22 protein-coding genes and 3 pseudogenes are annotated in these 20,961 nt (G+C 42.2%); 1 reads left to right on the forward strand and 24 read right to left on the reverse strand.

Features of this window, described 5'->3' with window-relative positions; genetic code table 11:
* Window positions 1-14: 14 nt before the first annotated feature.
* The 19 genes and pseudogenes from DXA07_RS03700 to DXA07_RS03790 form a co-directional block, all read right to left on the reverse strand.
* The gene (locus DXA07_RS03700; protein WP_117808614.1) at window positions 15-500 is read right to left on the reverse strand and encodes a YaiI/YqxD family protein; all 486 of its coding nucleotides are present in this window, start codon (window positions 498-500) and stop codon (window positions 15-17) included.
* A 332-nt stretch (window positions 501-832) separates the two neighbouring features.
* The gene (locus DXA07_RS03705) at window positions 833-1,798 is read right to left on the reverse strand and encodes a carbohydrate kinase (RefSeq protein ID WP_117808615.1); all 966 of its coding nucleotides are present in this window, start codon (window positions 1,796-1,798) and stop codon (window positions 833-835) included.
* Window positions 1,799-1,819: 21 nt separating this feature from the next.
* Window positions 1,820-2,020, reverse strand: coding sequence for a GH32 C-terminal domain-containing protein (locus DXA07_RS13305; protein WP_243015408.1), 201 nt, complete (start codon window positions 2,018-2,020; stop codon window positions 1,820-1,822).
* Window positions 1,996-3,297, reverse strand: a complete 1,302-nt coding sequence (locus DXA07_RS03710; protein ID WP_243015409.1) for a family 43 glycosylhydrolase — start codon at window positions 3,295-3,297, stop codon at window positions 1,996-1,998. The genes DXA07_RS13305 and DXA07_RS03710 overlap by 25 nt, the downstream gene beginning before the upstream one ends.
* Window positions 3,298-3,318: 21 nt before the next feature.
* Window positions 3,319-4,338, reverse strand: a complete 1,020-nt coding sequence (gene rbsC, locus DXA07_RS03715; protein ID WP_008402271.1) for a ribose ABC transporter permease — start codon at window positions 4,336-4,338, stop codon at window positions 3,319-3,321.
* Window position 4,339: 1 nt separating this feature from the next.
* Entirely contained in the window at window positions 4,340-5,839 is a 1,500-nt protein-coding gene (locus tag DXA07_RS03720) for a sugar ABC transporter ATP-binding protein (protein WP_008402270.1), read from the reverse strand.
* A gap of 168 nt (window positions 5,840-6,007) precedes the next feature.
* Entirely contained in the window at window positions 6,008-7,024 is a 1,017-nt protein-coding gene (locus DXA07_RS03725; protein ID WP_117808616.1) for a sugar ABC transporter substrate-binding protein, read from the reverse strand.
* A 472-nt stretch (window positions 7,025-7,496) separates the two neighbouring features.
* Complete coding sequence (locus tag DXA07_RS03730) at window positions 7,497-9,599, reverse strand: LacI family DNA-binding transcriptional regulator (RefSeq protein ID WP_242996172.1); 2,103 nt, start codon at window positions 9,597-9,599, stop codon at window positions 7,497-7,499.
* Window positions 9,600-9,830: 231 nt separating this feature from the next.
* Window positions 9,831-9,959, reverse strand: a pseudogene (locus DXA07_RS03735) (linear amide C-N hydrolase); the annotation flags it as partial.
* Window positions 9,960-9,991: 32 nt separating this feature from the next.
* Window positions 9,992-10,420 (reverse strand): GNAT family N-acetyltransferase, encoded by a 429-nt coding sequence (locus DXA07_RS03740; RefSeq protein WP_118483460.1) that lies wholly within the window; start codon window positions 10,418-10,420, stop codon window positions 9,992-9,994.
* 384 nt (window positions 10,421-10,804) lie between these two features.
* Entirely contained in the window at window positions 10,805-10,978 is a 174-nt protein-coding gene (locus tag DXA07_RS13310; protein WP_226801022.1) for a hypothetical protein, read from the reverse strand.
* A gap of 598 nt (window positions 10,979-11,576) precedes the next feature.
* Window positions 11,577-11,951, reverse strand: a complete 375-nt coding sequence (locus DXA07_RS03755; protein ID WP_044945872.1) for a desulfoferrodoxin family protein — start codon at window positions 11,949-11,951, stop codon at window positions 11,577-11,579.
* Window positions 11,952-11,978: 27 nt separating this feature from the next.
* A pseudogene (locus DXA07_RS03760) lies at window positions 11,979-12,922 on the reverse strand (L-lactate dehydrogenase).
* Between the two features lie 27 nt (window positions 12,923-12,949).
* Window positions 12,950-14,131, reverse strand: coding sequence for a rubrerythrin (gene rbr, locus DXA07_RS13675; protein ID WP_008402258.1), 1,182 nt, complete (start codon window positions 14,129-14,131; stop codon window positions 12,950-12,952).
* Complete coding sequence (locus tag DXA07_RS03770; RefSeq protein ID WP_008402256.1) at window positions 14,124-14,531, reverse strand: transcriptional repressor; 408 nt, start codon at window positions 14,529-14,531, stop codon at window positions 14,124-14,126. Before DXA07_RS03770 ends, rbr begins: the two co-directional genes overlap by 8 nt.
* A gap of 127 nt (window positions 14,532-14,658) precedes the next feature.
* Window positions 14,659-15,408: a peroxide stress protein YaaA gene (yaaA, locus tag DXA07_RS03775; protein ID WP_008402255.1), complete on the reverse strand. Its 750-nt coding sequence runs from the start codon at window positions 15,406-15,408 to the stop codon at window positions 14,659-14,661.
* On the reverse strand, window positions 15,408-15,863 hold the full coding sequence (gene bcp / locus DXA07_RS03780; RefSeq protein WP_008402253.1) for a thioredoxin-dependent thiol peroxidase: 456 nt from the start codon (window positions 15,861-15,863) through the stop codon (window positions 15,408-15,410). The genes yaaA and bcp overlap by 1 nt, the downstream gene beginning before the upstream one ends.
* A gap of 3 nt (window positions 15,864-15,866) precedes the next feature.
* On the reverse strand, window positions 15,867-16,076 hold the full coding sequence (locus DXA07_RS03785; RefSeq protein WP_008402252.1) for a DUF6219 family protein: 210 nt from the start codon (window positions 16,074-16,076) through the stop codon (window positions 15,867-15,869).
* A 188-nt stretch (window positions 16,077-16,264) separates the two neighbouring features.
* Window positions 16,265-17,038: a DUF134 domain-containing protein gene (locus tag DXA07_RS03790; RefSeq protein ID WP_008402250.1), complete on the reverse strand. Its 774-nt coding sequence runs from the start codon at window positions 17,036-17,038 to the stop codon at window positions 16,265-16,267.
* 118 nt (window positions 17,039-17,156) lie between these two features.
* Between DXA07_RS03790 and DXA07_RS03795 the strand changes: the two genes are divergently transcribed.
* Window positions 17,157-17,816 (forward strand): Crp/Fnr family transcriptional regulator, encoded by a 660-nt coding sequence (locus DXA07_RS03795; protein ID WP_226801021.1) that lies wholly within the window; start codon window positions 17,157-17,159, stop codon window positions 17,814-17,816.
* 121 nt (window positions 17,817-17,937) lie between these two features.
* Here the strand turns inward: DXA07_RS03795 and DXA07_RS03800 are convergent, their stop codons facing one another.
* The 5 genes and pseudogenes from DXA07_RS03800 to DXA07_RS13325 all read right to left on the reverse strand — a co-directional run bounded on the left by DXA07_RS03800 (window position 17,938) and on the right by DXA07_RS13325 (window position 20,807).
* Window positions 17,938-19,629 (reverse strand): FAD-dependent oxidoreductase, encoded by a 1,692-nt coding sequence (locus tag DXA07_RS03800; protein WP_008402248.1) that lies wholly within the window; start codon window positions 19,627-19,629, stop codon window positions 17,938-17,940.
* Between the two features lies 1 nt (window position 19,630).
* Window positions 19,631-19,951, reverse strand: a complete 321-nt coding sequence (locus DXA07_RS03805; protein WP_117808620.1) for a rhodanese-like domain-containing protein — start codon at window positions 19,949-19,951, stop codon at window positions 19,631-19,633.
* 12 nt (window positions 19,952-19,963) lie between these two features.
* Entirely contained in the window at window positions 19,964-20,269 is a 306-nt protein-coding gene (gene trxA / locus DXA07_RS03810; protein WP_008402246.1) for a thioredoxin, read from the reverse strand.
* A gap of 92 nt (window positions 20,270-20,361) precedes the next feature.
* A pseudogene (locus DXA07_RS03815) lies at window positions 20,362-20,580 on the reverse strand (SDR family oxidoreductase); the annotation flags it as partial.
* Window positions 20,529-20,807 carry a Maff2 family mobile element protein gene (locus DXA07_RS13325; RefSeq protein WP_347475237.1) on the reverse strand — a complete coding sequence of 93 codons (279 nt, stop codon included), beginning with the start codon at window positions 20,805-20,807 and terminating at the stop codon, window positions 20,529-20,531. The gene DXA07_RS13325 and the pseudogene DXA07_RS03815, both read right to left, overlap by 52 nt.
* Window positions 20,808-20,961: the final 154 nt, after the last annotated feature.

Genomic DNA, 20,961 nt, shown 5'->3' on the forward strand with positions numbered 1-20,961 from the left:
AAATAGCCATGCAACTATTTTCTTTGTTCATCATTTTCCTTCGAACTGCCTTCATTTGCCTTTGCCATCCGTATGAGTTTTTCAAAGGATTGAGCAAAACGTAAATCATCATCTTCTGTACGTTTTCTCGGTCCTTTCATATGATGCTTATGAGAACTTCGCCTTGCTTTCTTGTTAAGATGCCGTTCCATCAGCATCTGGTCAATATTTTCATTTGTATACCACTTACCGGATTGATGAATGGCATATGCCCCTTTACCAAGTGCCATAGCAGCAACGCCATAATCCTGTGACACTACGATATCCCCTTTATGGCATATGCTGATCAGCTTATAATCTACTGCATCCGCACCGGCACCAACCACTATAACTTCACTGTAATCAGAATACAGCACATGGTTCGTGTCACACAAAAGTGTAGTTGGTATATTATATTTTTCTGCGATCGTCTCAACAATGTCCACTACCGGACACGCATCTGCATCAACAAATATCTGCATTATTATTTCTCCATCTAAATCATTCTTATCAGCCTTCACCCACTTAAGAAAAGCCTTATTCGCAATGACTTTGAAAAAATGTATGAGAGGGTATGTTCTCTGCCGGCAGCTTAGTTGGCAGAACTTCTCATTTTATTTTGTGCTAAATCTTGACACAGGACCAATGATTATTTTTTTGTTCACCAACCACATATTATAGGAAATGGAATTATGAGTCAATGCACTTTTGAATGATTATACTGTCCAAATGTTAGATTGTACAAAAAAGAAGACCGGAAACTCTCCGGTCTTCAGGGTTAAGGGAAAATTTTATGTGAAAAATTGTAGTACACTTACTTTACTGCGAGTCTCTCAAATGTCTCGCTCTCTTCAGGAATCGATCTGAGTCCTCCGCGCTTCTCGACACACAGGCTCGCCACCGCATTTCCATATCTCGCAAATTCTTCAAGCTCGTCTATACTGAATTCCTCCAGGCTCTTGTCCGCCCTTATAAGCTGCGATACAAATGCCCCCCAGAACGAATCTCCAGCTCCGGTTGTGTCGACCACATGGCTGACAAATCCAGGAACTTTTCTGCTGCCATCCCTGCTGCATATCAGCACACCCTCACTTCCCAGGGTGACCGCAACAAGTCTGACGCCTGTTCCAAGGAGATACTCCGCAGCCTCCTTCGGATCTTCAAATGGTGTGAGGAGTGCCGTCTCCTCATCCGAAAGCTTCATTATATCTACAAACGGGAGAATACTCTTCATTCTCTCCATCGCATTTTCTCTGTTGTCCCACAGCGGCTCTCTGTAATTTGGATCATAGGATATCACCGCTCCGTATTTTCTCGCCTCTCTCACCGCCTGGAATGTGGTGGTTCTGGCCGGTTCATCCGTGAGAGACAGCGAACCTATATGGAACACCTTTGTGTCTCTTAGCAGGTCGGCATCCACTTCCTTGTAACAGAGCATTGTGTCCGCTCCCGGCTTTCTGGCAAATGAGAATTCACGCTCTCCGTTCTCATCCAGAGTGACAAATGCCAAAGTGGTAAATACCGTGTCATCGACAACTATACCTCTGGTATCTATCCCTGCCTGCTTTGCCGTCTCAATAAGGAAATTGCCATGCATGTCATCCCCGACCTTTCCTATAAACGCGGTCTTAAGTCCGGCCTTGCTGACTGCCGTGAGCATATTTACCGGAGCGCCTCCGGGATTCTGCTCGAAGAGCTTCATCCCGGAATCAGTGCTTCCGGCAGGGGTAAAGTCTATCAGGAATTCACCAAGAGCCACAACATCATATTTCTTTTCCATGTTGGATCCTCCTTGTGAATTTTACTTTCCTGTGATCTCTATGTCATAGAATTCTACTCTTGCATCCTGTGCCAGAAGTCCTGTCTCAAACTCAGGCTTTGCATATATCCTGTATGTAAATGCCACCTGTTCTCCGACAAATACCTCCACCATATCATGGTCAACGATGATCTTCACATCTATCTCGCTGCCCTCTGTTATGTCAAATGTCTTCTCGCACACTCTGACTCCATCAGGCCCGGCTCCGTTGCAGGAGGCACAGCCTGACAAGACTGAACCCAGAACGGGTCAACTCCCATAGGAAGATTTACCAATGACACTCTCTGCATGGCCACATCGAACTCAAGGAGAAGGCATCCGCTTGCTTCCTTGTCTGACTTGAGCAGTATACCGAAATGGTCATACACCTCTCTAGGCATGATCTTGCACTTCAGCATGTAGCTCTCCTCGTTGTGTCCAAGGAATCCGTATGTACATGTGCTTACTGAATCCATCTCAACCAGTCTGTCTCCGTGAAGCTCTGCATTTCCAAGTACAGGGATGTAATCCCATGCCACAGGCTTCTCAAATACATGCTCATATTCCTTTGGAAGCTTTACGTCAAGTCCTCCATCCGCTGTGGCAACTACCTCGTGCGGCACGCAGAAGGTTCCGCCCCAGTACCATTCACCTCTGTCGCTTCTGTCTGCTCTGTCGTGAGCCCAACCGAAGTAGAAGCGTCTGCCGTCATCATCCTGCATGGACTTGGCTGCGTAGAATCTTCTTCCGCCTATGCCATCCTTCTTTGGCTTTCTCCATGGGCCAAATGGCGACTTTGCAACTCTGTATATTGTATTTACATATTCTGAGAATCTTGAGTATGAGAGATACCAATTGTCTCCCATCTTGTACATCTCAGGGCACTCAGGACAGTTGGTGTGTCCCGGTGAATATATCGGTCCGTAATATTCCCAGTTGACCAGATCCTTTGATCTGTAGAGAACTATACATCCTCTTCTGGTTATCGGCATATCCAACCTTCTCGCTGATATGAGGATCCAGTAACATTTGTCCTCCTCATTGTAGAATACATATGGATCTCTCCAGTCAAGCTTCTCGTAAAGCTCTATCATAGGTGTGATGACCGGATTGGCTGCATCCTTCACCCACGTGATTCCATCGTCACTTGTAGCGTGGCATATGGTCTGCTGATACTCTGCGGTGAGGCAGTAGCCTGTATAGAATGCATGGTATTTGCCCTCGCCGTATATGACTGATCCAGTCCATACTCCTGATGCATCCGGCTCGTCGCCCTCGCCCGGATAGAGCGCTGTAGGAAGCTCCTCCCAGTGCACCAGATCATCTGATACACTGTGGCTCCATGTTGTTCTGAGTCTTGCCGGGTACACTGTTGTTCCCGGAGGGGAAGTCAGTGAGAATATATGATATTTGCCCTCGTGGTAGAAAGGTATTGCATCTCCCGTGGAATCCGCGAAGGACATCTTTCTAAAAATCTCCATATTATCATTCCTCTCTTTCTACTAGTTTGCTGCAAGTTTCTTCTTTTTGAGGAGCTCAAGCTTGCCCTTCTGTCCATCAAGGAGTACCGCACATGCGATGATGAGACCCTTGATGATGAGCTGCCAGTATGATGACACTCCGATAAGGTTAAGACCATTTGAGATGATTCCGATGACCATGGCACCAAATACTGTTCCACTGATCCTTCCTTTACCACCTGTCATAGAGGTTCCGCCAAGTACACAGGCCGCGATGGCATCAAGCTCGTATCCGCTTCCAACTGAAGGCTGGCCTGAGTACATTCTTGAACAGAGTACAAGTCCTGCGAATGCTGAGAGAAGTCCTGATATTGTAAACACTATGATCTCTATCTTCTTGATAGGTACACCTGAAAGTCTTGCAGCCTCGCGGTTACCACCTATCGCGTATACGTATGTTCCGAACTTTGTCTTACTGAGGATGAAGCTGAACAGTATGATGAGCACTACCATGTACACTACCGGAAGTGGAATCACATTGAACAGATATCCTGTACCGATCTCGATGAAGAGCTTGTTTGTGATACGTGTTGACTGTCCACCTGTGTAGACATAAGCTATACCACTTGCTATGTTCATCATGGCCATTGTGATGATGAATGCAGGCACCTTGAAATTGGCTACTATGAAACCACTTACAAAGCCAGCCGCTGTGCCGACCAGAAGGCCTGCTGCTATTGCTACACCGAGAGGAAGTCCCTGATTAACTATAAAACCTACGGTCAGAGTTCCCGACATAGCTACTATCGATCCAACTGACAGGTCAATGTGACCAAGTATGATTATGAGTGTCATTCCAAGTGCTATGTATGTGTTGATCGATATCTGTCTAAGCACTGATATGATGTTGTTGGTCGTTAAAAACTTGTCTGTGGCAAGTGCTACGGCCACACACATGATTATCAGAACCACTATGATTCCTATGTTGCCCTTGACTATGGATGTCAGGGGATTGTTTTTTAATATAGAAGTTGCTTTTGAATTCTTCTTTGTCTCGCCCATATTATTCGATACCTCCTGCAGCGTATTTCATTATCTCTTCCTGTGAGAGCTCGTCCTTTGACAGCTTCTTCACGAGTTTTCCGGCTCTGACCACACATACGTTGTCGCACATGTTGATGATCTCAGGAAGCTCACTGGATACCATGATTATCGCTATGCCTTCCTTTGCCAGTTCATTGATTACTGTGTATATCTCAAATTTTGCATTTACATCAACGCCTCTGGTCGGCTCATCCAGAATGAGCACATCCGGCTTGGTTGCAAGCCATTTGCCCAGAACTACCTTCTGCTGATTTCCACCTGACAGGCTGCCCGCCTCGATCTCAGGTGACGCCGCCTTGATCCGCAACCGCTTTGAATAATGGTCTATGACCTCACCGCGCTTTTTCTCGCTTATGGCGATTCCATTCATATAGAATCTGAGGGATGAGAGTGTAAGGTTGAACGCCACGCTGTTGCCGAGCACCAGTCCCTGCTTCTTTCTGTCCTCAGGAACCAGGGCTACGCCTGACTTAATCGCCTGCATCGGATTCTTGAAGTGTACCAGCTTTCCGCCGAGTATCACCTCGCCTGATGTAGGCTGTGTGGCACCAAATACCGCCTCCATGATCTCGCTTCGTCCGGCACCGACCAGACCTGAGAATCCCAGGATCTCACCCTTGTGTACCGAAAAACTTATATCTTCAAAGACACCTGTCTGCGAAAGGTTCTTTACCTCCAGAGCAACCTCTGCCTTGTCCATGTCACAGTAATCCCTGGCATAGAAGCTCTCCAGATCTCTTCCTACCATCATCGCAACCAGCTCATTCGGGTTGGTCTCAGATGTCTTTTTTGTTCCTACGTATGCACCATCCCTGATGACGGTAACTCTGTCAGATATCCTGAAGAGCTCCTCCATTCTGTGGGAGATGTAGATTATACTTACCTGTTTCTTTCTGAGATTCTCAATGATCTCAAATAACTGCTCCACCTCTTCATTTGAGAGTGATGAGGTAGGCTCATCCATAACTATGATCTTACCGTTGAATGAGACCGCCTTGACGATCTCCACCATCTGCTGCTGTGCGATGGTCAGATTCTCTACTATCGTGTCTGCTTTTATATTCACACCGAGGGACGATATCATCTCCTCTGCTCTTCTGTTCATCTCTGCAAAGTCCAGCGTTCCAAGCTTTGTCCTTATCTCTCTGCCGAGAAACAGATTCTGTGCCACCGAAAGATATGGAACAAGTACGATTTCCTGATGTATTATTCCTATACCATTTTCTCTGGCAGCCGGAACTCCGTTGATCTTGACCTCCTTGCCATTTACCTTGATGATTCCGCTGTCGGGCTGGTAAATTCCGCCGAGGACCTTAATCAGTGTGGACTTTCCTGCACCATTCTCACCGAGCAGTGCATGTACCTCTCCCAGCTCAAGGGAAAAGTCGATGCCACTTAAAGCATATATTCCGGAGAAGCTTTTCTTTATCCCTATCATTTCCAGAACTGTCTGTCCCATATTAAACCTCCAAGTTTCTAAAATAGATCTTTTGTTATCCTGCTTTTTCGGGATCTCGGCCGGAGATCTAAGATCCCCGGTCTCTCCCGTGTTATATACACCTATGTTGTGTCATGTATGTCCAGCCGGGGGCAGCCCCGTGCTGTTACTGCCGGCTTCGATCCGGCCTTACTGCCAATCGTTAACTGTCTGCTCAGCCTCATCCTTGAGTACGAGGTGTGAGTCAAGATATACCTTCTTCTCGTCGATCGTTGTATCTCCGCCCACATACTTCTGTGCTGCGTTGAATGCGTACTCAGCAATCTGTACAGGAACCTGACATGCAACTGCTGTGAACTCGCCGTCGAGGAGTGCCTGCTTGCCATCTGGTGAAGCATCGATACTGTATACACCAATCTGGCCTGTCTTGTTGGCTGCCTTAACTGCTGCTGCAGCGCCAAGTGCTGAAGGATCATTGATACAGAAGAATGCCTGAAGATCTGTGTTTGCTGTGATGATATCCTCTGCAAGGCTCATTGATGCATCAAGTGCTGCCTCGCCATCCTGCTGTGCTACGATGTTGAACTTATCCTTGTTATCACCGAGTCCGTCAAGGAAACCATTTACACGGTCTACACAACTCTCATTTGATGGGAAGTCAAGGATCGCAATGTCTGCTCCGTCCGGATAATCCTTAGCCATCTGCTCACCGACAAGCTGTCCTGCCATGTAAGCATTTGTTCCAACGAACTGTGTTACGAAGTTCTCTATGTCATCCTCGATAACTGCTGTATCTACATTGAAGATTGGGATTCCTGCATCCTTGATCTCTGCAAGACCTGATGTGATACCTGCTGAATCAACCGGGATGATGAACACTGCGTCGTATCCACTATTTGCCACGTCTGATAACTGGCTGAGCTGTGTGTTCAGATCGTAGTCAGGATCAAGACATGTATATGATATTCCGTTCGCATCGCAGAGCTCCTTGAGCTTGGCATCAATTGAACTCTGGAATGTATTGTTGAGTGTGTTTGTACAAAATGCAAATGACAGGTCAGATGACTTTGTGCTCTCCTGCTTTGTACCTGAATCAGATGAACCGCTGCCCGAAGCGTTTCCTGATCCTGATCCACAACCTGCCAGTAAACTGAGTGACATGCACAGGCATGCTCCAACTGCTAATAACTTTTTAAATTTTCTCATAATTTTTACCTCCACTATCATGTGTTTTCTTTGCTAACTCGTTGTCGAAAAACTGTTTTTAACCGGTTTATTTACGTAATTTTTAAACTGTTTTTCGTCCCTTGCATGTTTTGATGATATAACCTTTGTCGGTTATTGTCAATATCAAGTGTTTTATTTATTGTTTATTCGTCATTTTGCACAAATGAAGCTCGATTGCATTATAGGGTTCGCAGGTCTTTTATAGTTTTTTACGTAAATATTTTGCCAGATGTCATACTTATGGGATTTGTAGTGTATGATTGGCACCCGTTACTTGTCACCTTGTCTCTTGTGTATAAACGCAAAAAATCCGCCAGAAAGATACAATTTTCTCTCTAACGGATTCTTTTTTAGATAAAAAGATACAGTTTCTAACTCTGTCCGACACAGGCTAACTAAAGATGTCATATCACCTCAATCTGTCCGGCACGGACTAACTAAAGATGTCATATCACCTCAATCTGTCCGGCATGGACTCATGGAAGATTTCCTTCCATGCAAGCCTGAGCTGTTTTGGCTCAACCTGATACGGCTGAACTCCCACATACTTTGGAAGCTGTTCTTCACTTACCAGGGACTTGGCAACAACTGCCGCGGCCGCTCTTCCCTGCTCGTATGGTCTCTGCGTGCTGAGTCCCTTGACGATTCCTTCCTCCATGCACCTGGCAATTCCATGATCAAGGTCCGTGGTGAACACCGCCACATCCTCCCTGCCAAGCTCCTTGAGTGCCTTTATAACCAGAAGTGCCGGGCGATCCCAGCTCACATACATTGCCTCAATTTCAGGATTGGCAGTTATCACGTCCTGGGCTACCTGATATGCATTGGATATCTCTCCAAAACTCCTGATCGTAACTATGTCAATATCAGGATAACTGTCCTTGATTATCCTCTCAGCGGCGTTATCCCTGACTCTTGTTCCATAGAATGCCGCACCATGAATAATGAAACCTGCCTTTTTTTTCTTGTTCTCCTTGCAGTATTCCCCCAGCATTCTTCCCGTGTTCGTTCCATTCTCCGACTCATTTACTGATACACAGGACACATAGCTGTTCTTGGACATGCCATCCGGAACATTGCTTATGAACACCAGCTTTGACACTTTGGAAAGTTCCTGAAACTTCTCTCTGGTACGGCTGTCATCCGCCGGAATAGCTATAACTGCGTCCGGCTTCTGAAGTCTTATTCCATCAAGCTGCGCATTCTGCAGTTCCGAGTCAAAGTGCGCATCCATAACCGACACCACGTCTATCCCGAACTGCTCAAGCTCCTCACGGATACCCTTCTCATGAAGCTCAGCCCATGACGTACCTGTGTAATGGAATGATATGGCAACTCTGAAATGTCCTGCCTTCAGCCTCTGTTTTTCCTCCTTCGTCAGCACCACGGAATCAGGGGCAGCTGCCTTATCTCCAAATGGTCCATTATCCAGCATCTTGGTGGATTTCCTGACAACCAGTTCCACATCGGCATAGCAGTCATGGGATATGACCGCCCCTGTGTTGATTTTCTCAAAAAGCATTCCAACTGCCTTGGTGCTTAACCCCTTCACATCTCTTCTGATTATGGTAAGCGGAGGATATGTAAGTTCTGACCAGCTCTCATCACCAAACCCAACCACAGATATCTCTCCCGGACAGTCGATTCCCATATCTCTCAGTGTCTTCATGAGGTAGAGCGTTATTCTGTTGCCCCCCGCAAGAACTGCGGTCGGCCTGTATCTGCGGAGCGCCTTCTGGATGACGAGCATACAGTCATCTTCGCCATTTTCCAGTGTCACATCCACTATATTCGCATCGTTTGTATTTATATTGTATTTCCGCAGAGCACTCAGGAAACCTTTTGTTCTCTCATCCCTGGTGGTACTGTCCGTACTCTCTCTGAAAAACAAAACATTCTTGTGTCCACTCGCGAGCAGATAATCTGCGCCCTTAAATATAGCCTCCCTGTCTCGGAACTCAACTGAGTCTATCCCTGATCCAAGTATATTTCTCTCCACGCAGACAAATGGAACGCCTGACTGTATAAGCTTTGTGTAGTTGGTTGCCACATCGCTCACCGGCGCATGTATGATACCGGCAACCTTCTTGTTGACCAGAAGTCCGGCAAGCACCTGTGTCTCCTCCTTAAGATCATTGTCTGTTATCGCCACAAGGAACTGATATCCCTGTACACTGACAAGCTGCTTCACATAAGCTACCATATCTCTGTATATCGTACTTTCAATGTTCGGAATGACTGCAACAATCGTAGACTCTCGGCCAACCAGCAGTTTTCTCTCCTTATCTGCTATCTTATTCTGATATCCCGTCTCTACAATAATCTTCTCTATCTTATCCACAAGCTCAGGTCTTACATACCTTGTCCTATTGATAACATGGGAAACTGTAGCTATGGACACCCCTGCCATATCCGCAATCTCTTTTATTGTAACCTTTGACTTGCCCATATCTCGTCCTTTCTCCTTTATCACAGATATAACTCTGGCTTCCGTACATTGCCACTGGCAACGCCCTTTTCCGATATTATAATCTACTTTTCTATGTTTGTGCAACCACTGTCATCATCCAGACTACTGGCTCTGCGATGGCTACTGACACCATGCAGTTGCCGGCTCCACCATTACATAAAACAGCACAAATTTTTCGCAAAATGCAGAAATGCAGATAAAAACGCCAAGTTATTTCCTGGTATTTCCCGGGTCCCGGGGCAGCAGATACTTAGTTCTGCCAGTTGATGTTCTCCCCCTGCAGCAACGGATATCTGGCAAGTTCTGTGCCGTCCTGCCCATATATCTGAATTCAAACGGATAATTTCTCGGAGTCACGGTGATCTCATCGCCGTACGAGAATTCATAATCCAGCGTTCTTCCAAAATAGGAATCCTTTGTCTTATATGTCGCCGCTGTACACATATTTTGTCTTCTTTCCAATCTCCTCAGATAATTTATATCATCAGTTCAAAGCCATAACAGCTCTTTTCAAATCCATAGTGTTCGTAGAAGCCATGTGCCCCTGTCCGCGGAAGACCGGAATCAAGGGTGACGGCCTTGCACCCCCTCTGCTTTGCAAGCTCCTTTGCATGATCCAGGAGTGCCACACCATAGCCATTTCCGCGGTCCTTCTCTCTTGTTATAAGGCTTGACACATAGCATGTGAGTCCCGATATCCAGAATGTATTGAAATAGTCTCCATGGCACATGCCCCTGCAAACGCCTTCATCCCATAATAAAAACGCAAAGCTGCGTTCGTCATTTATGACGTCCATATATACTTTGCGTATTTCTTCCCTGTCATATGTATTATATGTCCATAATTTCTCTATAAAATCAAATACAATATCAAAATCCTCTGCTGCCGCTTTTCTGATCTCCATAATTATATTCTCCTTTCCCGCTGAGTTTCAGACCACTTAAACTGACTTTGCACCATCAACTAAATTACAACCAATGCTTACATTATAAAATATCAAAGTGATTATTAACAGACCGCCACCCATAAATTTATTATAAAATATCCCGGAAAATACTTAGGCAATACTTACATGACTTTTTGTCACATTTTCCTAATTTATTTAGTATAATGTAAATGTTTCGGGCTGACTTTGGTCACATTTATGACGCACAGCATATATCAAATAATATCGGGTGCTTTGCATTTGCCGGCACCTAAAATATGGAGAGAATCTTGACAGTGTTTCCACATCGTCCATATTTATCTCACTATTATTTACAAAGTCAGCCGACATAACCTCCTTGCCCTATCGGTTAAATCCCTTTAATGAGCCATGCGTTTCCTTATAATTCGACATTACCTTATCGACAACCTTGCCGAGCAATGTCTCCTTCTGTTCCTCGCTCATACCAGGATTCTGCTGTTCAGACCGCTTGCACGCATCTGCAATGGCAGTAATCAGATCTACGCTGACAGTCACAATCGCCTTTCCTGTCTAGAACGACTCCTGCGTCAATTCATCGACCATTGTTCTGTCCTCCTGTTATATATTTTCCTGCTGCTTCTGTCTGTGGGTGCTCTCACCCATAAGATACACATTTTAATGCACATCTCGTGTTCCTCCTTGATTTCCTCTATCTGAACTTCTGGACAAAATGTCCTAAAGTTACATTCATATCCATTGCCCAACGGGCACAAAAAAAGAGCATCTATGTTTCAATCACATAAATGCTCTAACGCTGTTGTTTATAATAATATGTAATATCGGTTGAAACTGCATTACTACTAGCTAGTATACCATAAACATACTGTTTTAGTAAGAAATGTCCTATTTCATCCATGTATGCATATTGTCAAGTGTATGTGTCATATTTTATATTCAAAATAAAAAAAGCTGCTACTCTCTAAAAAATAACAGCCTTTCTTACTATATCAGCCTTTTGGAATTTGACCATCGACATACAGAATGTGATTAACTAACCGCTATGTGAGATATTTTAAAGTTCCCATAATCTGTTCATCTTGATCTTCTACCTCATCATTGTGTTGTTCTGTAACCTTAATATGTATAAATGCTTTTAGCATTTCCATAATCCATGCAGGTTACAATATGCATATACTTCTTCTACCTGTTCACCATCGCAAAGACAAAAATCTGCTGCCGGCTCCTGCCCTGGATTTAACTGTTTTCTATATATTCCCTGGTTTGTATTTAATGTAATCCACTCAATGAAATGCTCTTCAAGCATTGGATGTTTTGTCTCTCCGACCACGACATGAACATGACTGCCTTCTATCGTATATACAGGTACATGCTTCTCGACAGCAGCATCTGTCACTCCGGCTTTTAATTCCTGCATAGGTTCTCCGCAACAAATTACAGGTACACCCTTATCCTTTACCTTTTCAACAATGTTTCCACAATGCTTACAAATATAATACCTTACTTCCATGACTTTTTCTCCTTCCATGTGTAAAATTTATAATTCAATTGTCTCCATAATCTTTTTCAATGAATCTGCAGATTCCTTAGCTTTAACGCTTCCTCGCCACTTAAATTAATAGGTATATCAGACTCAATACCATCTGCACCTACAATAGCTGGCATACTTAACGATACTCCGTCAATGTCATATACTCCATGAATCATGTGTGATACAGGAAGTATTGATTTTTCATCTCTCATAATCACTTCACAGATTCTTTTTACAGACATTGCAATTCCATAATATGTAGCGTGCTTTTTGTTTATAATCTCATAAGCACTGTTCTTGACTTCTGTAGCTATTTCTGCCGTGTTTTCCTTGTGCTTGTAATGTCCACGCATTTCACACATTTCACTTAATGGAACACCAGATACATTGGCTGATGACCATGCTACAACTTCGCTGTCTCCATGCTCACCTATTATAAATGCATGAACACTCCTGCTGTCCACAGATAAATGCTCACCAAGCTTATATCTTAATCTGGCACTATCTAACACAGTACCCGATCCAATAACCCTGTTTTCTGGAAGTCCTGATAACTTTATGGCTACCTGAGTCAGGATATCTACCGGATTCGCAACTACAAGCATGATACCTGCAAAATTTCTCTTTGCTATTTCAGGAATGATTGACTTAAATATTGCTACATTTTTATTTACGAGATCAAGCCTTGTCTCTCCCGGTTTCTGTCCCGCTCCGGCAGATATGACAACAATTGCAGCATCAGCCACATCATCATAATCTCCGGCATATATTTTCATCGGACTCGCAAATGGAATACCATGACTGATATCCATCGCTTCTCCTTCTGCCTTGTTCTTATCTGCATCGATAAGGACAATCTCTGTAAACAAGCCACTCTGCATCAGAGCAAATACCGATGCAGAACCAACAAAGCCACAGCCTATCATTACTGCTTTTTTTGAATTAATCACTTTCTTCTTCGTAATAATCTCATCTCCTTAATAATTCTCTTCATGTACTTCAAAATAGCTCTGTGGATGATTACATACCGGACATACTTCAGGTGCCTTAGTTCCTACCACAATATGTCCGCAGTTACGGCATTCCCATACCTTAACTTCGCTCTTTTCAAATACTTGTGCAGTTTCAATATTCTTAAGAAGTGCACGATATCTTTCCTCATGGTGCTTCTCAATCTCACCTACTGCCCTGAATTTTGCTGCAAGCTCAGGGAATCCTTCTTCCTCAGCTGTTTTAGCAAAGCCATTATACATATCTGTCCACTCATAATTTTCGCCTTCTGCCGCTGCCGCCAGGTTTTCCTTTGTATCACCAATTCCTGCTAATTCCTTGAACCACATCTTTGCATGTTCTTTCTCATTATCTGCAGTCTTTAAAAACAATGCTGACATCTGCTCGTAACCTTCCTTTTTCGCTACAGATGCAAAATAGGTATACTTATTTCTTGCCTGTGATTCCCCTGCAAATGCCTCCTGTAAATTCTTCTCTGTCTGTGTTCCTGCATATTTGTTTTCTGCCATCTCTTTTACCTCCGTTTTCTTTACTACTTTTTCAAAATCTGATGCCGGGTGCTTGCACAAAGGACATATAAAGTCATCCGGTAATTCCTCGCCTACATATTCATATCCGCAAATTCTGCAACGCCATATTGTCTGACCATCCTCTGTTTTTCCAACCTCCTGTGGCTTAGGCTTAATATTATTCTGATAATAATCATATGTTACTGAAGGAACATTGCTTAAAACTTCCATATCGGTTATCTCACCAATAAACATCGTATGTGAACCCAAGTCCTCTGTTTTAGTAACTGTCACAGAAATGTATGCATTTGTACCTTCTGTAATATAATAAATACCATTCGTGCCTCTGGCACACTGCTCAAATGTTTCAAACTTATTGGTATCTCTTCCTGATTGGAAGCCAAAATGTTTGAACAATTCAAATTGTGCCTTCTGACTTAAGACTGATACAGTAAATTTTCCGGTTCTTTGAATCATATCATGCGTATAATTTGACTTATTTACACAGATACTTAGCTGGTTTGGTTCCGAAGCTGCCTGAATGGCTGTATTAATGATGCATCCGTTATCTTTTTCTGCTTCTTTAGCGGTCAATATAAACAGTCCATAACTCAACTTATACATTGCTTTCCTATCCATGCTGTTCCTCCTTTACCTTCTCCCTGCATTTCGGGCAAATGCCTTTAAATGAAATATCGTAATCCACAAATTCAATTCCATGAGTGTTATGAATTCTTTCCAGCAAATCCGGTATTTGATCCATATCCACATCAAAAATTTCACCGCACTTTATACATCTTACATGGTAATGATTTTTCAATGTAAAATCAAATCGGTTCGGTCCATTCAGAACTTCAACCTTTCTTAATGCACCTTCCTCTACCAATATATCAAGATTTCTATATACAGTTCCTTTTCCAATTGATGGATATGCTTCTTTTATAAATTCATACACTTCATTTGCCGTAACGTGTCTTCTCATTTCGTATACGGTATTTCTTACGAGATCTTTTTGAATGGTATTTCTCCTTCTTGTCATTCATCCTCCTTATTGGGAATAATTCTTAATAAGGATTATATGCCACTATCATCCTGTTGTCAATAAAAATAGTAATAATTCTCATTATTATAAAAGCTGCCAAACTGAACATCTTTTACCTGAATAACTATTTTATTTTGCGTTCAAATACATATTCTGAATCTGAAGATAAATCAGACCTAAACGAGTATCCGAGTCTGTCAAATTTCTGAATCTCCACCAGATTTTCAATATTATTTTCCGCTATGAATCTGACCATTTCACCACGAGCCATCTTGGCATAGGTACCTTTTGTTACCAATTTATCTCCGGATAACTCACAAAATACAATCGTAATATATCTGTCCTGTGGTGTCAGATACTTTTCTATACATTTTGAGTATTCTTTTGATGCAAGATTAATGATAATCCTACTGTCATCGATTACTGAGCGGTATAACAATTCTCCCCAGTACTCATACAGATTTTTTGCATCTCCAATTCCAACCTTTGCCTGCATTTCAAGACGATAAGGAGTCACACCATCCATTGGTTTTAAAATGCCATAAAACGCAGACAAGATTCTTAAATGATTTTGCAAATACTCAAACTGCTGGATTTCAAACACAGATGGTGCCATATATTGAAATGCAATCCCTTCATATGCTAAAACAGCCGGAGTAAGCCCGTTATAAAGATTCATATTTTCCAATCTGTTAAAGTTCTGCTCTGCAATCTTGTCATTACATTTCCAGATAGCTTTCAGTTCTTCTTTTGATTTGCTTTTCATCCAGTTTAATACTTCTGCTGTCTTATCAATATAGACAGGCAGTCCAACCGGTGCTAAGTTATCGGTATCTACTATCATCTTTTTTGCAGGTGATAAAATAATCTTCATTATGCCAATTCCTTAAGCATATTTTCAGGATCATCTGCCGCCTTGACTTTATCATTTGCCTTTATAATGATTCCCTGCTCATCAATAAGATAAGTAGTTCTTACTACACCCATAGATACTTTTCCATAATTTTTCTTTTCTTTCCAGACATCATATGCTTCAATAACTTTACGATCCGGGTCTGCTAATAGCGTAAATGCCAGTCCGTATTTTTCTTCAAATCTCTTGTGAGACGCTACAGAGTCCTTGCTCACTCCGAGAATAACAGCTCCCTTCTCATTAAACTGTGGATAACGCTCAGAAAAGCCACATGCCTGCTTCGTACATCCTGGTGTATTATCCTTTGGATAAAAATATAGGATCACTTTTTTTCCTGCATAATCGCTTAATTTATGCATTTCTCCATTCTGATCCGGCAATTCAAAGTCCGGTGCTTTTTTTCCTACTTCTAACATATTTTATTCCTCCACTTCTTTCATTCCCATCTGTTTTCTTGTCCTCTTATTGCCAGAAATCATTTTATGACCAGAATAGACTGCCATAATCAAGCATATCAGAGAGCCAAATGCAAAGTATTTGTGTGCTGCTTTTAACCCTTTATATCCTGTATAAAAAGTTCCAACCATTGTAACTATTGCTCCGATTGACCAATATTTATGTGCTTTCATTTTATACCTCCAAATTGATTAAGCTGTTTCCAAAATAAATATCTCTGGATCATTAACAATATTGTACATTCCATCCATTACTTTCGACAAGTAGTGAAAGAAAAATAATCATTCCAAATACAAAAGGATGTATCACGATAATTCTGGCATTACCTTGACGCATCCTTTCGTGTTGTATTTTTTTCTTCTTAATGACAGCTATGGCTTCCGCATCCATGCTCACCACACGTATGTCCTTCCTCATGGTTGTGCTCATGGTGAGAACACTTCACATCCGAATTATAATCAAGCGTATCATTGATAAAAGCTTCTACTGCTTTATCCGCATCTCCTGAAACTCCGCCAAAAAGCTTAATACCCGCTGCCGCTAACGCAGTCTGAGCACCTCCTCCGATTCCGCCGCAGATCAAAACATCGGCATTTAATGCATTAAGAACTCCTGCCAATGCACCATGTCCGCTTCCATTCGTATCTACTACTTCTGAATGTAGCACTTTTCCTTCCTCTACATCGTAAATCTTAAATGTCTCTGTGTGTCCAAAGTGTTGGAAAATCTGTCCATTTTCATATGTTACTGCTATTCTCATGATACCTTCTCCTTTTTCTACTGCATATTTTTGATAAATCTCATGATTGTAACATCCTCCAAAGCTACAGTCGCTGCTCTGACCGTCACAGATTATGAAATCCCCACCCTCAATTTTAAGCGGATGTCCATCAATGAGAGCATCTGCTATTTTCTTTCTGGCAATCTCGTAAATCCGTTGGACCGTCGTTCTTGCGATCTGCATAGATTCCGCACACTGCTCCTGACTGTAACCTTTCTTGTCCAAAAGACGGATTGTCTCGTACTCATCTACCGTCAGAACAATGGGCATTTTTTTCTCAGTATCATCTGCCGGAAGGAATTCTAAAACATTTGGGAAATGGCAGACTTTTCTGCATTTTACTGGTCTCGGCATGAAATTGCTCCTTTCTCGCTTTTCTTATATAATAGTCCTATAAAGGGCATATGTCAATTATTCGATTGACGCATCTTAAAAAAGCAAGTATACTATGTTCATAAAGGAGATAACTATTATGAGCTTCGAAAATTATTTTCCACTATGGAATGACTTAAATACAGCACAGAAAAAACTAATTTCAGACAATTTGATCACACAGCATGTGAAAAAAGGAACAATCATTCACAACGGGAACATGGATTGTACCGGATTATTACTGGTTAAATCCGGGCAGCTTCGAACTTATATATTATCAGATGAAGGACGAGAGATTACACTCTACCGTCTGTTCGATATGGATATATGTCTTTTATCTGCCTCATGTATCATACGATCCATTCAATTTGAAGTAACCATTGAGGCAGAAAAAGATACTGATCTTTGGATCATCCCTGCTGAAATCTATAAGGGCATCATGAATGAATCTGCTCCTGTCGCAAACTATACCAATGAGTTAATGGCTACTCGTTTTTCTGATGTCATGTGGCTGATTGAACAAATCATGTGGAAGAGTTTGGATAAGCGTGTTGCTTCATTTCTTTTAGAAGAGACCTCTATCGAAGAAACAAATGAATTGAAAATCACTCACGAAACTATCGCCAACCATCTTGGTTCCCACAGGGAAGTTATCACTCGAATGCTTCGATACTTTCAAGGCGAGGGTCTCGTCAAACTCTCCCGGGGCAAAATCACAATCCTTGATCCAAAAAGACTGGAAACACTCCAAAGGTCATAAAACTGTTTTTCTGTAACATATAAAGAAGAATCCTCCATTTATCAGAATTATGAAAGTCATTCTAATAAATGGGGGATCTTTTTATGCTATAAGAAAATTATAAAAATATCGTGATTATTTTTTAATAATCCATACCACATGCATATGCCCTTTCAATCAGCGCACGGTCATTGACCACTGCATCATAGAATCGGAATCCGCCAGAGAAATTATACGTTTCATAACCGTTTCCTTCCAGAATACGGCTCGCAATATAACTGCGCAGACCACTCTGGCATATCAGATACACAGGCTTTCCTTTCTCAATTTCACTAATTCGTTCTCTCAGTTCATCTACAGGTATGTTTTTGAATCCATCTATATGCCCCCTGCTGAATTCACCTACAGTTCTCACATCTAGCAACTCCACATCTTTATCTTTAGAAATCTTGTCCATATCTTCCAAATGCCATTGCTTTAATGTCCCTTTTGCAATATTGTCTATCATAAATCCAGCCATGTTTACCGGATCCTTAGCAGAAGAATAAGGTGGTGCATATGCCAGATCCAGATCTTTCAACTGGGTTGCATTCAGCCCCGCATGAATTGCTGTTGCCAGCACATCAATACGTTTATCAACTCCTTCATATCCAATAATCTGAGCGCCAAGCAAACGATAGCTTTCTTTTTCAAAAACCACCTTCATGGTCATCACTTTTCCACCAGGATAGTAACCGGCATGACTCATAGGAGAAAGAATTACTGTATCTACCTCTAATCCTGACTTTTTGGCATTGGTTTCATTGATACCTGTAGTGGCTGCTATCATATCAAACACTTTTATAACGGAGCTTCCCTGACTGCCCAGGTAACGACTATCACCGCCACAAATATTATCAGCGATGATTCTGCCCTGTTTATTGGCCGGTCCTGCCAAAGAAATCAGCGCATCATTACCCGTAACATAATGTTTTACCTGAACTGCATCACCTGCAGCATAAATATCCGGTACAGAGGTTTCCATTCTGTCATTCACTACAATACTTTCCTTGATGCCAAGTTCCAGACCGGCTTCTTTTGCTAATACTGTGTCTGGTGTGACTCCGATTGCCAGAACTACCATATCAGCCTGAAGGGATGGATTATCTTTCAACAGAACCTCCACTCCGTTGTCATTTCCTTTAAATCCTTCTACTGTATAGCCCAGTATCAGTTTTATCCCATGCTTTCTCATTTCATTATGGATCATGGATGCCATATCCGGGTCAAAAGGGTTCATCAGCTGCTTAGGCCCCTGGACAATCGTAACATCCATGCCAAGCTCCCTCAAATTTTCTGCCAGTTCCAGACCAATAAAACCGCCACCTGCCAATACAGCCGATTTTGGATGATTCTTATTTATATATTCCTTTATCCGAAAAGTGTCTTCTACAGTACGAAGTGTAAAAAGTTTATCAATACCTACTCCGGGAAGTCTCGGCTGTGTAGGCTTTGCACCTGGAGATAGGATTAGCTTATCATAGTTTTCTTCAAATATTTCACCGTTTTCTAAATTCTTCACTGAAACAGTTTTACATTCGGGATGTATTGAGATAACTTCATGATGAATTTTCATGTTAATACGGAAGCGTTTAAAAAAACTCTCTGGTGTCTGTAGTGTAAGTGCTTCCGGATCTGTAATCACGTCTCCAATATAATATGGAAGCCCACAATTCGCATAGGATATGTATCCGGATCTTTCATACACAGTAATTTCTGCATGTTCATCCAGTCTGCGTATTCTTGCTGCGGCTGTAGCTCCTCCTGCTACACCTCCTACGATTATTACCTTCATCTTATTTTTCCACCTTTCCTGAGTAAGCTGCAATGCCACCGATATTATTTACTTTAGAATATCCCATTCGTTGCAACATCCCAGTTGCCTGACGGCTCCGGGAACCGGAATAACAGTATACAAACAGAGGGATATCCTTATTCTTCGCTACAGAAACAATATTGTCTAGTTGCTGCAACGGCACATTTTTACTTTCTGGTATATGTCCTTCCTGATATTCCTGCGGAGTACGGACATCCAGCAGAACTGCACCAGCAGTCCTTTTATATTCTTCTATGCCTTGATTAATATTCGACTGTTTAAAGAAATTAAAAAATCCCATTAGCACACCTCTCTAAAGCATTTCTAAAATCGCATTCTTAGATCTCGCCCCTGAAACCTGCTGTACAATCTTCCCATTCTTCATAACCACTAAAGTCGGAATGCTCATAATACTGAACTTATTTGCCAGTTCAGGCTCTTCATCTACATTAATCTTTCCAACTTTAATATCCCTACGCTCACCTGCAATCTCCTCTACAATAGGTACTACCATACGGCAAGGCGCACACCAAGATGCCCAAAAATCTAAAAGAACGGTTTTATCGGAATTCAGTACTTCGTTCTCAAAATTATTTTTATTGATATTAATAGCAGACATTTTACAGTCCTCCTTATCTTTTTCTTTTTGTAGCTTTATTATAGTCTTAATTTCATTTGTTTTCCGTGATTACATCACCATACAACATTAAATTAACTTCTTGCCATACCATCTACACTTAATATAACACCTGTAATGTAACTCGCCTCATCTGAAGCAAGAAACACAAACGCATTGGCAATATCTTCTGGCTGTCCAAGACGACGCAATGGAATTCTTTCAATCATAGGTTCGATAACTTCCTTTGGCACAGCTTTCATCATATCAGTTTCTGTAATCCCAGGTGCAACAGCATTAACACGAATACCTTTGCTGGGATAAGGTCCTTAAGTTTTGGTACAAGAAGCGCACCAATCAGCATAACACCGGCACCCGCCATAAACTGCTTCATGCCCTGTGACTTTGCACCCGGGTTATCATTACCATAACCTTCAAGCAGATTTACAACGCCAAGAACTGCAAGACCACCGCCTACTGCAATGATAACGACCTTGAGTGCTGATACACCGCTTGTAAGGAACGATGTATAGTCAAGCAGGATAAGCAGGTTTGCAAGCAGCTTGTGTGAAGCAAAAAATGACGCAACACTTGAAAGTAAGTTAGAGCCTGACATGGCAGTCATGGCATAATTCATAAGTAAATTCATAATAAATAATCTCCTTTTAATCTCTTATTTTTCGACCCTCCGTGAT

This window comes from Clostridium sp. AM54-37XD, assembly GCF_003478225.1.
In the GTDB taxonomy this organism is placed as follows: Bacteria; Bacillota; Clostridia; order Lachnospirales; family Lachnospiraceae; genus Coprococcus; species Coprococcus ammoniilyticus.

Excerpts from the sequence above, each read along its gene's own strand:
- DXA07_RS03725 (WP_117808616.1), bottom strand. The coding sequence starts at position 7,024 with ATGAGAAAATTTAAAAAGTTATTAGCAGTTGGAGCATGCCTGTGCATG.
- bcp (WP_008402253.1), bottom strand. The coding sequence starts at position 15,863 with ATGTTAGAAGTAGGAAAAAAAGCACCGGACTTTGAATTGCCGGATCAG.
- DXA07_RS03805 (WP_117808620.1), bottom strand. The coding sequence starts at position 19,951 with ATGGGATTTTTTAATTTCTTTAAACAGTCGAATATTAATCAAGGCATA.
- DXA07_RS03755 (WP_044945872.1), bottom strand. The coding sequence starts at position 11,951 with ATGGAAGTAAGGTATTATATTTGTAAGCATTGTGGAAACATTGTTGAA.
- DXA07_RS03700 (WP_117808614.1), bottom strand. The coding sequence starts at position 500 with ATGCAGATATTTGTTGATGCAGATGCGTGTCCGGTAGTGGACATTGTT.
- DXA07_RS03790 (WP_008402250.1), bottom strand. The coding sequence starts at position 17,038 with ATGCCGAGACCAGTAAAATGCAGAAAAGTCTGCCATTTCCCAAATGTT.
- DXA07_RS03785 (WP_008402252.1), bottom strand. The coding sequence starts at position 16,076 with ATGAAAGCACATAAATATTGGTCAATCGGAGCAATAGTTACAATGGTT.
- DXA07_RS03720 (WP_008402270.1), bottom strand. The coding sequence starts at position 5,839 with ATGGGACAGACAGTTCTGGAAATGATAGGGATAAAGAAAAGCTTCTCC.
- yaaA (WP_008402255.1), bottom strand. The coding sequence starts at position 15,408 with ATGAAGATTATTTTATCACCTGCAAAAAAGATGATAGTAGATACCGAT.
- DXA07_RS03795 (WP_226801021.1), top strand. The coding sequence starts at position 17,157 with ATGAGCTTCGAAAATTATTTTCCACTATGGAATGACTTAAATACAGCA.
- DXA07_RS03705 (WP_117808615.1), bottom strand. The coding sequence starts at position 1,798 with ATGGAAAAGAAATATGATGTTGTGGCTCTTGGTGAATTCCTGATAGAC.
- trxA (WP_008402246.1), bottom strand. The coding sequence starts at position 20,269 with ATGTCTGCTATTAATATCAATAAAAATAATTTTGAGAACGAAGTACTG.
- rbsC (WP_008402271.1), bottom strand. The coding sequence starts at position 4,338 with ATGGGCGAGACAAAGAAGAATTCAAAAGCAACTTCTATATTAAAAAAC.
- DXA07_RS03710 (WP_243015409.1), bottom strand. The coding sequence starts at position 3,297 with ATGGAGATTTTTAGAAAGATGTCCTTCGCGGATTCCACGGGAGATGCA.
- DXA07_RS03800 (WP_008402248.1), bottom strand. The coding sequence starts at position 19,629 with ATGAAGGTAATAATCGTAGGAGGTGTAGCAGGAGGAGCTACAGCCGCA.
- DXA07_RS03770 (WP_008402256.1), bottom strand. The coding sequence starts at position 14,531 with ATGACAAGAAGGAGAAATACCATTCAAAAAGATCTCGTAAGAAATACC.
- DXA07_RS03740 (WP_118483460.1), bottom strand. The coding sequence starts at position 10,420 with ATGGAGATCAGAAAAGCGGCAGCAGAGGATTTTGATATTGTATTTGAT.
- rbr (WP_008402258.1), bottom strand. The coding sequence starts at position 14,131 with ATGGATAGGAAAGCAATGTATAAGTTGAGTTATGGACTGTTTATATTG.